At 72.3% G+C, this 12,309-nt stretch carries 8 protein-coding genes; 4 read left to right on the top strand and 4 right to left on the bottom strand.

Annotated elements, in window-relative coordinates; translation table 11 throughout:
• Positions 1–10 precede the first annotated feature (10 nt).
• Positions 11–1,366, bottom strand: a complete 1,356-nt coding sequence (locus MOX02_RS12990; RefSeq protein ID WP_147026216.1) for an MATE family efflux transporter — start codon at positions 1,364–1,366, stop codon at positions 11–13.
• Between the two features lie 58 nt (positions 1,367–1,424).
• Positions 1,425–1,763 carry a DUF6460 domain-containing protein gene (locus MOX02_RS12985; protein ID WP_147026215.1) on the bottom strand — a complete coding sequence of 113 codons (339 nt, stop codon included), beginning with the start codon at positions 1,761–1,763 and terminating at the stop codon, positions 1,425–1,427.
• Between the two features lie 274 nt (positions 1,764–2,037).
• Between MOX02_RS12985 and MOX02_RS12980 the strand changes: the two genes are divergently transcribed.
• From MOX02_RS12980 to pdeM, 3 genes are read left to right on the top strand one after another with little or no spacing between them, the layout of a single operon-like run.
• On the top strand, positions 2,038–3,000 hold the full coding sequence (locus tag MOX02_RS12980) for an alpha/beta hydrolase (RefSeq protein ID WP_147026214.1): 963 nt from the start codon (positions 2,038–2,040) through the stop codon (positions 2,998–3,000).
• Positions 3,001–3,006: 6 nt separating this feature from the next.
• A complete protein-coding gene (locus MOX02_RS12975; RefSeq protein ID WP_147026213.1) occupies positions 3,007–5,508 on the top strand; it encodes a ligase-associated DNA damage response DEXH box helicase in 2,502 nt (833 codons plus the stop codon).
• Positions 5,509–5,543: 35 nt separating this feature from the next.
• Positions 5,544–6,257 (top strand): ligase-associated DNA damage response endonuclease PdeM, encoded by a 714-nt coding sequence (pdeM, locus tag MOX02_RS12970; RefSeq protein WP_147026212.1) that lies wholly within the window; start codon positions 5,544–5,546, stop codon positions 6,255–6,257.
• 7 nt (positions 6,258–6,264) lie between these two features.
• On the opposite strand, the gene MOX02_RS12965 is transcribed toward pdeM, so the two are convergent.
• Both MOX02_RS12965 and MOX02_RS12960 read right to left on the bottom strand, forming a co-directional pair.
• On the bottom strand, positions 6,265–6,702 hold the full coding sequence (locus tag MOX02_RS12965) for a DUF3429 domain-containing protein (RefSeq protein ID WP_147026211.1): 438 nt from the start codon (positions 6,700–6,702) through the stop codon (positions 6,265–6,267).
• A 121-nt stretch (positions 6,703–6,823) separates the two neighbouring features.
• Entirely contained in the window at positions 6,824–10,168 is a 3,345-nt protein-coding gene (locus tag MOX02_RS12960; RefSeq protein ID WP_147026210.1) for an SEL1-like repeat protein, read from the bottom strand.
• Between the two features lie 284 nt (positions 10,169–10,452).
• On the opposite strand from MOX02_RS12960, the gene MOX02_RS12955 reads away from it, so the two are divergent.
• Positions 10,453–12,246 (top strand): acyl-CoA dehydrogenase C-terminal domain-containing protein, encoded by a 1,794-nt coding sequence (locus MOX02_RS12955; protein WP_147026209.1) that lies wholly within the window; start codon positions 10,453–10,455, stop codon positions 12,244–12,246.
• The last annotated feature ends 63 nt before the right edge of the window (positions 12,247–12,309 follow it).

Here is a 12,309-nt window from a genome sequence, read left to right as displayed (position 1 = left end):
TTCCACGACGTCATCCCCGCGCCGGCTCGGGCGCGGGACCGGCTTCCAGGGCGAAGGTCTTTCGCAGGAGCCGCGGGTAGGCGAGCGCCTGTCCCGCGCCGCGGGCCGCCAGGAAGGTCAGGAAGGCGATCCACAGGCCCGTGTTGCCGAGGCCGGCCCAGACAAGCCCGGCCAGCACCAGCGTGTAGGCGAGCACGGCCGCCAGCATCAGGTCGCGCATCGCGCGGGTCCAGGTCGCCCCGATATAGATGCCGTCGAAGGCGAAGGGCGTCGCCGCCGCGACGGGTCCGAGCGCCGCGAGCGGCAGGTACTGCCGAGCCACCTCCCGCACCTCCGCGTTCGTCGTCACCGAGGCGATGAACAGGCCGCCGCCGAGATAGGCGATCAGGCTCACCCCCAGGCCGAAGGCGAGGCACCACACGAGGCTGAGCCGGGCGGCCCGGCCGAACGCTTCGGCCGAGCGCGCGCCGACCGCCTGCCCGCACAGGGTCTCGGCGGCGGTGGCGAAACCGTCGAGGAAGAATCCGCCGATCAGGAAGAGATTCCACAGGACCGCGTTGGCGGCGAGCACCGTGTCGCCCATCCGGGCGCCCAGCGCCGAGAACAGGGCGATGCCCGCGACCAGGGCGAGGGTCCGGATCAGCACGTCGAGGTTGACGCTCAGCATGCGCCTCAGGGTCTTCGGATCGCGCACCGCCGCGAGCGGCACCCGGAACGGACGGGTGCCGAGCCGGGCGAGGATTGCGAGGCCGAGGACGAGCCCGGCGGCCTCGGCGAGCAGGGTCGCCCCCGCCGCGCCGGCGAGGCTCCAGTCGAAGCCGAGGACGAAGAGCAGGGTCAGCGCGATGTTGACGCAGTTGATCACGACCTGCAGCAGCAGCCCCAGATCGGTCCGGCCGCGCCCGAGCACGGAGCCCAGCACCGCGTAGTTCGCGAGGGTGAAGGGTGCGGCGAAGATGCGGACGTGGAAGTAGCTCGCGAGCCCCTCCGCCACCGCCGGGCTCGCCCCGCTCACCGCGATGGCGCCAGCGCCGAGGGGCACCTGCAGGATCACGATGGCGAGGCCGGCGAGACCGCCGGCGGCCAGCGCTCGCGCGAGGGTGCGGTCGACCTCCGCGCCGTCGCGCGCGCCCACCGCCTGCGCGGTGAGCCCTGCGGTCGCCATCCGCAGAGAGCCGAAGGACCAGAAGATCGCGTCGAAGATCACCGCCCCGAGCGCCATGGCGCCGAGGAGGGCCGCGTCGCCGAGCCGCCCGATCACCGCCGCTCCGACGAAGCCGAGAAGCGGGGTCGTGACGTTCGCGAGCGTCATCGGCAGGGCGAGCGCGAGGACGCGCCGGCCTGTCACGGGGCCGGGGGAGTGCATGGGCGCGGGATCCGCCTGAGGCTCGGTTCCTCCGCTCCGACGCGGAGCGGAGACGGGACTACTTCGAAACCGCGAACAGCCGCGAGATCAGCCAGAGCGGCACCACCACCACGGCGCCCGCGAGGATCCAGCCGCCGAAATCGTGGAACGCGTCGAGGCCGAGATCGACCAGCGCGCGCAGCGTGTCGTAGGCGTGCCAGAACAGGCGCGCCGGGGTGAGCCCGAGCATCGCCATGAAGGCGCCGACGAGGATCGACAGGAACAGCAGACGCAGGAACACCCCCGTCGGCGAGCCGCCGAGGAAGCGGCGCAGCGCCGAGGCGTGCGGCTCGCGGTAGCCGTGCGGCGGCGCCTGGTAGTGCGAGCCCTGGCGGCGCGGGTCGTGCTCGACGATCATGCGTGTCCCTCGGCGAAATCGCCCCTTCTCAACCGCCCGAACCCGGCGGAAGCGTGACGGAAGCGTCACACCTTCCGCGAAACCCGCCGGCGACTGAGGCGTTAGGCGGTTTCGCGGGTCACCTCGAAATGGCAATGCGGCCCGGACCCGCCAAGATCACGGCCGCCGCCGATGATCCTTGCCTGGTCAACGACCTGTGCGAAAGCCGGACGCGCCGTCCAAGCTTGCGCACAACTGTGTTACGCTCGAAACCCACCGACGAGACGAACGACCGATGATCGACCACGCCCTCTTCGACCCGGCGACGATCGATCCCGAGACGAAGCGGCTGAACGCCGAGATCGTCGCTGCGCACGCCGCGCAGGAGGACCCCTGGGACCTGCCGATCGAGGAGGTCCGCGCCCGCCGCCGCCGCGGCACGCAGGCCTCGCCGGCCATGCCGCGCAGCGCGCGCGCCGAGACGATGACGATCGCTGGACCCGGCGGCGCCCTGCCGCTGCGGGTGATCCGCCCGCGCCTGAAGCCCGGCCAGTCGCCGCGCGGCGCCTACCTGCACATCCACCGGGGCGGCTGGGTCTGGGGCTCGGCCGACGAGCAGGACCCGTGGCTGGAGCGCATCGCCGACAATTGCGGCTTCGTCTGCCTCTCGGTCGAGTACCGCCTCGCGCCGGAGCACCCCTACCCCGCCGCGCTGGAGGATTGCGAGGCTGCGGCGCTTTGGCTCGCGGGCCCCGGCAAGGCCCAGCTCGGCGTGCAGGCGCTGACGATCGGCGGCGAGTCGGTCGGCGCCCACCTCGCCGTAATGGTGCTCCTGCGCCTGCGCGACCGGCACAAGATGCCGCGCGCCTTCCGCGGCGCGAATCTCAACGCGGGCTTCTACGATCTCGGCCTCACGCCGAGCGTGCGCAACTGGGGCGAGGAACGCCTCGTCGTGAACACCCGCGACCTGACGCGCTTCGCCGACGACTACGTGCGTCCCGGCGTCGACCGGCGGCGGCCGGACGTGTCGCCGCTCTACGCCGACCTCAAGGGCCTACCGCCGGCCCTCTTCACCATCGGCACCGCCGACCCGCTCATCGACGACACCCTCTACATGTCGGCCCGCTGGGCGGTGGCCGGGAACGGCGGCCACACGGCGGTCTATCCCGGAGGCTGCCACGTCTTCGTGCGCTACCCGGGCGAGATGACCGAGCGCGCCCTTGAGCTGATCGACCGCTTCCTCACGGCCCTCGTCTGAGGGACCTTGTCCGGGGATCCGCTCCTTCCGCCCATCTTCTCGGACTGGTTCGACCGGCGGGGCTGGCGGCCGCGGGCGCACCAGCTCGACCTGCTGCGGATCGCCGGGAGCGGCCGCTCCGCCCTCCTCGTGGCACCGACCGGGGCCGGCAAGACGCTGGCTGGTTTCCTGCCGAGCCTCGTCGCGCTGGCCGGCAGGCCGAAGGGGGCGAAGGCCGGCGGCCTGCACACGCTCTACGTCTCGCCTCTCAAGGCGCTCGCCGTCGACATCGCCCGCAACCTCGACGCGCCGATCGCGGAGATCGGCCTTCCCGTGCGCGTCGAGACCCGGACCGGCGACACGCCCGCACACAAGCGCACCCGCCAGATCGACCGGCCGCCCGACATCCTGCTGACGACCCCTGAGCAGCTCTCGCTGCTCATCGCGCACCGGGAGGCCGCGGCCCTGTTCGCGGAGCTGCGCTGCGTCGTGCTCGACGAGCTCCACGCCCTCGTCACCTCGAAGCGCGGCGACCTGCTGTCGCTGGCGCTCGCCCGGCTGCACCGCCTGAGCCCGGGGCTCACCGCCATCGGTCTCTCCGCGACGGTGCGGGAGCCGGACGAGCTGCGGAAGTACCTGGTGCCGCAGAAGGCCCCCGACGCGCCTTCCCTGGCCGACCTCGTCGTCGTCCAGGGCGGAGCCAAGCCCGATCTGCGCATGCTGGAGATCGACCGGCGTCTGCCGCTCGCTGGGCACACCGCCTACCAGTCGATGCCCGCGATCTACGACCTGATCCGCGCGCACCGGACCGTGCTGGTCTTCGTCAATACGCGCCTCCAGGCGGAATACACGTTCCAGGAGCTCTGGCGGCTCAACGACGACGTGCTGCCGATCGCCCTCCACCACGGCTCCCTCGATGCGCAGCAGCGCCGCCGCGTCGAGGCCGCGATGGCGGCCGGCCAGCTTCGCGCGATCGTCTGCACCGCCACCCTCGATCTCGGCATCGACTGGGGCGACGTCGATCTCGTGGTGAACATCGGCGCGCCGAAGGGCGCGAGCCGCATCATGCAGCGGATCGGGCGCGCCAACCACCGGATGGACGAGCCCTCGAAGGCGTATCTCGTGCCGGCCAACCGATTCGAGATCCTGGAGTGCCGGGCGGCCCTCGACGCCGTCGAGGAGGCCGCGCAGGACACGCCCGACGCGCGGATCGGCGCGCCGGACGTGCTCGCCCAGCACGTCCTCGGCATGGCCTGCGCCGACGCCTTCGATCCGGTCGCCCTCTACGACGAGGTGACGGCCGCGGCGCCCTACGTGGGCCTGACCTGGGAGGAATTCGAGCAGGTCGTCGACTACGTAGCGACCGGCGGCTACGCCCTGCGCGCCTACGAGCGCTTCGCCAAGATCCTGCGCGGGCCGGACGGGCTCTGGCGGGTGCGTGACGCCCGCACCGCTCAGCAGTACCGCATGAATGTCGGCACCATCATCGAGGCGACGACGGTGAAGGTGCGCCTCGCCCGCTCGCTGCGCGGCAAGCCCGGCACCGTCCTGCCGAAGACCGGGCGCGTGCTGGGCGAGATCGAGGAGGATTTCGCCGAGACGCTCACCGTCGGCGACACGTTCCTGTTCGCCGGCGAGGTGCTGCGCTTCGAGGGGCTCGCCGAGGACGAGGCGCTGGTGACCAAGGCCGGCCCGGGGACGGACCCGGCCATCCCCTCCTACGCGGGCGCCAAGTTCCCGCTCTCGACCTTCCTCGCCGCGCGCGTGCGCGCCCTCATCGCCGACCCGTTCGAGTGGGACCGGTTGCCGAAGCAGGTCTCCGACTACCTCCTCCAGCAGCGCCGACGCTCGCTGCTGCCGGGCCCGCGGGACCTCCTCGTGGAGACCTTTCCCCGGGGCGGGCGCCACTACCTCACCGCCTTCCCGTTCGAGGGGCGCCTCGCCCACCAGACCCTCGGCATGCTGCTGACCCGGCGCCTGGAGCGGGCGCGGCTTCGCCCGCTCGGATTCGCGGCCAACGATTACGGCATCGCCATCTGGACGAACCGCGACCTCAGCGAGCGCATCGGCTTCGAGCCCCGTTTCCTGGAGGATCTCTTCGCCGAGGACATGCTCGGCGACGACCTCGAGGCGTGGCTCGATGAATCCGCGATGATGAAGCGCACGTTCCGGCAATGCGCCGTGATCGCGGGGCTGATCGAGCGGCGCTTCCCCGGACAGAAGAAGACCGGGCGGCAGGTCACCATCTCGACGGACCTGGTCTACGACGTGCTGCGCAAGCACCAGCCCGACCACCTCCTCCTGCGTGCAGCCCGCCAGGATGCGGCAACCGGACTCCTCGACGTGAGGCGGCTCGGCATGATGCTAAGGCGCATCCAGGGGCGAATCATCCACAAGGCGCTCGACCGCGTCTCTCCCCTCTCCGTCTCCGTGATGCTCGAGATCGGGCGCGAGCGGGTCTACGGCGAAGGGGCCGACGAGATTCTGGCCGAGGCCGAGGCGCAGCTTCTCGAAGAGGCGCTGGCGTGAGCGATGACGCCCCTCCCACGCGAGAGGATGCGATCTTGGCGCTCGGCCAGAGACTTGAGAAGATTGTTCGGCCCTCCGGCCTGACGCTCGCGGGCGAGAGCCTGACCTTCGACCTGTGCGGCGGCCTGTGGCTCGAGGCGCACCGGACGCTCGTCGTCTCCGACCTGCACCTGGAGAAGGGCTCGGCCTACGCCGCGCGCTCCGGCCAGTTCCTGCCGCCCTACGACACCCGAGAGACGCTGGCCTGCCTGCACGAGGCGGTCGCCCGCTTCGACCCGGCCCGCGTGGTCGCGCTCGGCGATTCCTTCCACGATGCGCGGGGTCCCGATCGGATGGAGCCCGGCGACAGGGCCATGATCGCGGCCCTGCAGGAGGGCCGCGACTGGGTCTGGATCGCCGGGAACCACGATGCGGCGGTCAACGAGGGGGTCGGCGGGCGCTATGCCGAGACCCTGACGCTCGGTGGTCTGACGCTGAGGCACGAACCGACGCCGGGTGTCGCGGACGGTGAGATCGCCGGCCATCTCCACCCCTGCGGCAAGGTCGCGATGCGGGGACGCGCCGTCCGCCGACGTTGCTTCGTCACGGACGGGCACCGCCTCGTCATGCCGGCCTTCGGCGCCTACGCGGGCGGTCTCAACGTGCGCGACCGCGCCTTCGAGCCGCTCTTCCCGAACGGCTTCACGGCGCATCTGCTCGGCGACGGGCGCGTCTTCGCGATCGGCCGCACCATGCTGGCGCGGGACTGAGCGCGGCTCAGGCGGCGATCAGCAGTGCGGCGCCCGCCACGCCGGACAGGACGAGGCGCAGCCGCCCGAGCCAGACCGGCACGAGGCCGCGCCGCGGCAGGTCCTGGTCGATGAGGCCCCAGGCGAGGACGAGGCCGCCCAGGATGCGCAGGTCCCAGGGGGCCGGTGCGGCGAGAGCCGCCCAGGCGAGGAGCGAGGGCACGATCGCGATGAGGTAGTCGGCGTTGCCGGCGTTTCGCGCGGCCGCAGCGCCCCAGCGGATCCCGCCGAGGAACGAGGCGATCACCGCCCCGTAGGCGGACAGGATCGTGCGCGGCGACAGGCCGATGGTGCCGAGTCCCCCGTCGCTCCCGCTCACGGCGAGCGCCGCGAAACCGAGGAAGGGAATGAGCCCGGCAACACCGAGGATGACGGCTCCAACCGGAACCGGAGTCACGCGCGGCATCCGCACTCCCGGCTGCAAGGCGCCGGCCTGAAGGCCGACGCGTCCGAACGGGTATACGGCCGGCGCTGCGGGCGGTTCCCGCGCTGCGGCAATATGGCCAAGCTTTGCCCGAGCCCTCGCCTCAGATCCGGTTCTTCGGCGGCGTGAAGGTGCCGGGGATCGCGTTCGGCGGCGGCGCGCCGAGAAGCGTCATCGCCGCGGGCGCGTCCTTCGGAGCCGGCGGCTCGTTGACGGCGGGCTCGGGCTTGCGGGGCTTGAAACCGGCGGCGATGCTGCGGGCGACGGTGAGATCGCTTGCGGGGAGCTTGGCGCCGACGTCATCCCGCTTCCTGCCGGCGTCCTCGTCGCCCTGGGCGGCCGCTGCGGAGAACCACGCGTAGGATTGCGCGAGATCCTGCGTCACGCCCATGCCGCGGGCATAGAGCACCGCGAGATTGTACTGGCTGTCGCGCACGCCGAACTCGGCCGCGCGGCGGAACCACGAGGACGCGGTGGCGTAGTCGGGACGCCCGGACGGCCCCGGATTTTCCGCGTAGAGAACCGCGAGGTTGTGCATCGAGCGAGCATGTCCCTGCTCGGCGGCGCGGCCGTACCAGAGCTTCGCCTGCCCGAGGTCGCGCACCACGCCGGAGCCCTTCTCGTAATGGCCGGCGAGCTTGTACTGCGCGGGCGCGTAGCCGGTCGCCGCGAGCTTCTCGTAGAGCTTCGCCGCGAGCGCGAGATCGCGGGTCATGCCGCGCCCGTCTGCCTCGCGGGCGGCGAGTTCGTAGATCGCGGCGCCGTCTCCCTCCAGCGCCGCCTGCCGCAGCTTGGACAGGCCGGCCGGCACGCCGGCGAGGTCGCCCGCGAGGCTGCCCATCCCGGCGACCTGCGGGGCCGCCGACTTGGCAAGCGCCGGACGCGCCGGCTCGGATGATCCGGAGCGGTCGATCGCCTGCGTGGTCTGCGGGTCGGCGGGCGCCGCGCTGCGGGCGGGCTCGGCGGGGGACGAAGACGGCGCGGCGCTCGGCTGAGCGGGGGCGGGCGCGGGCGTTTCAGCAGCAGGCGTCTCGCGTGGCGGGGCGGCCTCGACGACCTGCGGAGCGGGCGGGGCCGAATCCTCGCGCAGCCCGATCACCTGTAGCGCGCCGAGCACGAGCACGATCGCCGCGAGGCCCAGCAGCAAGGGGCGGCGACGGCGGTCGATCTCGGCTTTGAGCCGCGACGCCCGGCCGGCCGCGCGCGGCGCGGCAACGGAGGCACGGATGCCGGTGCGCTCGCCACGCAGGTCCGCGGCGAGGCTCGCCTCCGAGGCGACCTCGGCCTGGGCCGCCTGAGCGGCGCGGCGGGCGGCGGCGATGAAGCTCGTCTTGATGTCGGCAGCCTCGGCGGGTTCCGAAGGCTCGACGGCGCGCTCGCGCGGGGGCCGCCCGGCGCCGGGCTCCAGGAGCTCGTCCGCGACCCGGCCAGGACCGGCGGCGGGCGCGGTCGCGCCGACCGCGACGCGAGGCAACTCCGGCCGCTTGGCCGCACGGGTCCGCGCGGTCGGCATGCTGGTCGAGGCGAGGAGCCGCTCCTCGACCGATTCCTCGAGGGCCTGCGGCTGCCGCGGGGCGGCGCCGTCGAGGGTGCCGAGGCGGTTTACGAGGCGGTCGAGGGCCGTCTGCACGCCCACGAGGGTCGATTGCAGGCGCTGGTCCGACGCCTCGTGCCGGCTGACGAGGTCCGCGAAGGCGGTGCGCAGGTCGCCGATCGCACCCGCATCGTGCGAGCGCCCTACGACCTCGGCCACGGCGGTGCGGGCGGCGAGTTCCGCCGCAGCCTCGATCGGCACCTCGTCGCGCAGAGCTGAGACTTGGCTCAGGAGCTCGCTCATCGTCCGCTCGAGGCTCGCGAGCGTCGGATCGGCACCGCGGGCGTCGATCCGGTTCGTCAGGGCGAGCACCTGCCGCTCGAGGGCGTCGAGCCCCTCGCTGCCGTCCCTCGCGCCGACGCGGTCGACCTTCTCGGCGAGGGTGCGCAGCTGCGCCTGGATGGAAGCCAGCTCGGCGCCCTGCGGCGCGGGCTTGCGCAGGCTCTCGCCGATATCCTCCAGGCGGTCGATGAGATCGCCCACGGGGCTCGCGCTCACGCGCTCCATCCGGTCGGCGAGGGCATCGATGCGGCCGAGGATGGCCCGCGACTCGGCGGGTGCCGAGCGGTCGGCGCTGTCCTGAAGGGCGTCGAGCTTGGCCGCCATGGCCTGGATCTGGCCCGCGAGATCGCCCGCGTTCGGCACCTTGAGGCCGCTTCGGATTTCCTCCAGCAGCGGGCGCAGCTCCGCCATCTCGGACTGGTCCGCACCGTAGCCGCGCGGCAGCTGCGCGATCTGGGCGCTGATCGCCTGCACGCCCTGAGCGAGGCTCTGGATGCGCTCCGGCCCGGCGAGCGACGCGATCAGGCGGCGGATCTCGTCGAGCTCGCCGAACAGATTCGCGAGGGCGTCGCGATCCGCGAAGCCGGCCGCGCCACCGCTCAGCGCTTTGTCCACCCGGGCGGCGAGGCGCTCGACGTCGCTCGCGACGCGGGCGTGGACGTTGTCGGCCACGTCATCGGCGAGGCGCTCCACCTGCACGCGGATCAGCTCGATCGGCGCGGCGATGGCGGCGAGGTCGGCGGGCTTCTGCGTCCGCTCCACGCCGTTGGCGAGGGACAGCATGGCCTGCTCCAGCGCGCCGACGTCGCGGCCCGTCGCCAGGCCGCCGATCGACTCGCGCAGGCGGCTCGTCTCGCGCTGCAGCTCGGTGATGGCGGGAGACGGGCTGCGGGAGGCTTCGAGGCGGCTCTCCAGGTCGCGCTGGAGTGCGCCGACGGTGCCGGCCTCGGTGGGCGGCGAAGCACCCTGCGCCGCACCGAGCTCGCGCTGGCGCTGGCGGATCTCGCTGACGGCATCGCGCTTCTCGGCGTCGGCGGGCCGGCCCCGGCGCCCGAGCGGCCGCGGGGCGGCGAGCTGCTCGCCGAGCTCGGTCATGCGGCGCTCGATGTCGCCGAGTCGCTCGGCCACCTGCTGCACGGGCGCCGTGCCGGAGCCGACCGCCTGGGCGATGCGGGCCTCGATCTCGTCGATCCGCCGACCGGCCGCGTCGCGGCTCGTGCGGCGATCCTCTGCGATGGTGCGGTCGATCGCGTCGAGGCGGCTCATCAGCGCGTCGAGCGTCCGCGAGAAGCGTTCGCCCGGATCGGCGGCCGTCGCCCGCGGGTCGGGCATCGTCGTCGGCGCGATCTCGGCCTCGGGCGCTCCTTGCGGTGCGGGCGCCTCGGACGCGCCCTCCTCCCGGCCTGCGGGTTCCTGGGCTGACCGGCGGCGGCGCCCGGGCTTCTTCTCGGCGGGGAGCACCGAGGCCATCCAGGTCTCGAGCGGCACGCCGGCGCGCCGGGCCACCTCCCGGGCGGCGTCCAGCACGTCCGGGTCGAAGCCGTCGAAGCTCGGGTTGGCGTTGCGTGTCATCGTCGGGCCTGGGCTCGGCAGCTTCCGGTGCCGGCCACCCGTCCGCGCGCCCATAATGCTGGTTGCGCAGACCGAGCCGGTTCCCCGAACAATTAACTTTCTTGGTAAACACCCCGTTAAGCACGGTCTCGTTCCGGACAGTTCGGCTGCGGCACCCGGCACCGGCACCCTCTTGCCCTCCACCCGCCAGATAGTTTACATATGAACTATCGAGAGAATCGCGGTCCGCCGAGCGAGGCCGTGGTATCGAGGGCGAGCAAGAGCCCCGCGACGGAGGATACGAGATGCCGAGCTACCGCGCCCCGGTCGAGGACGTGCTGTTCCTCCTGAACGACGTGCTCGGCTTCCACCGCCACGACAACCTTCCGGGCTTCGCGGACGCCTCACCCGACGTGGTCGAGGCCGTGCTCGCCGAGGGCGGCAAACTCGCCGAGGAGGTGATGGCGCCCCTGAATCGCGTCGGTGACCAAGAGGGCTGCACCCGCAACGCCGACGGCTGCGTGACGACGCCGAAGGGCTTCAAGGCGGCCTACGACGCCTACGCTCAGGGCGGCTGGATGGGCCTCTCGGTGCCGGAGGCGTTCGGCGGCCAGGGCCTGCCCCATACGCTGAATACCGCGATGCAGGAATTCGCCTCCGGCGCCAACCTCGCGCTCGGCATGTATCCGGGGCTGACCCAGGGCGCCATCGCCGCGCTCCTCGTCCACGGCTCCGAGGAGCAGAAGAAGACCTACGTACCGAAGATGGTCGAGGGCGCCTGGACCGGCACCATGAACCTGACCGAGCCGCATTGCGGCACGGATCTCGGCCTTCTCAAGACCAAGGCCGTGCCCAACGGCGACGGCTCCTACAGCCTCACCGGAACCAAGATCTTCATCTCCGCCGGCGAGCACGACCTCTCCGAGAACATCGTCCACCTCGTCATCGCCCGCATCGAGGGCGCGCCGGCCGGCACCAAGGGCATCTCCCTGTTCGTGGTGCCGAAGTTCCTCGTGAACCCGGACGGCTCGGTCGGCGAGCGCAACGGCGTGTCCTGCGGCTCGATCGAGCACAAGATGGGCATCCACGGGAACTCCACCTGCGTCATGAACTACGATGGCGCCCGCGGCTGGCTCGTCGGCGAGGAGAACCGTGGCCTCAACGCCATGTTCGTGATGATGAACGAGGCGCGGCTCGCGGTCGGCGTGCAGGGGCTCGGCCAGTCCGAGGTCGCGTATCAGAACGCCGTCGCCTACGCGAAGGACCGCCTTCAGGGCCGCGCGCTGACGGGCGCCAAGGCGCCGGACAAGGCGGCCGACCCCATCATCGTGCATCCGGACGTGCGCCGCACCCTGATGCAGATCCGCGCCTTCAACGAGGCGGCCCGCGCCCTGGCGCTCTGGACGGCCCTGCAATCGGACATCCTGCACCGGTCGCAGGACGCGAAGGAGCGGCAGGCGGCGGACGATCAGCTCGGCCTGATGACGCCGGTGGTGAAGGGCGTGCTGACCGACAAGGGCTTCGAGAACGCGGTCATGGCCCAGCAGATGTTCGGCGGCCACGGCTACATCGAGGAATGGGGCATGTCGCAGTTCGTGCGCGATGCCCGCATCGCCATGATCTACGAGGGCGCCAACGGCATCCAGGCCATGGACCTGATCGGGCGCAAGCTGCCCCGCGACGGCGGCCGGGCCATGATGGCGTTCCTCGGCGAGGTGCAGACCTTCATCAAGGACCACAACGAGGACGAGGTGCTGAAGGCCTTCACGGGCCCGCTCCAGGCGGCGCTCAACGACCTCCAGGGCGCCACGATGTGGTTCATGCAGAACGCCTTCGCCAAGCCCGACAATGCGGGCGCCGGCGCCACCGACTACATGCACCTCCTCGGCCTCGTCGCGATGGGCTACATGTGGGCGCGCATCGCCAAGGCGGCGGCCGCGAGGAAGCAGGAGGATGCCGGCTCGGCCGAGCGGATGGACGGCAAGCTCGTCACCGGCCGCTTCTTCATGGAGCGGGTCCTGCCGGAGACGGCACTCCGCCTGACCCGCATCAAGGCCGGCGCCGACTCGACGATGGCGCTGCCGGTCGAGGCGTTCTGAGGACGCGACGCTGTCTCCCCGCCGACGCGGCGGAGGCACCCCGCGCGGCGACGAACAGATCAG

Source organism: Methylobacterium oxalidis, from assembly GCF_007992195.1.
Lineage (GTDB): Bacteria > Pseudomonadota > Alphaproteobacteria > Rhizobiales > Beijerinckiaceae > Methylobacterium > Methylobacterium oxalidis.
This window is presented reverse-complemented; position numbering and strand designations above follow the sequence as displayed.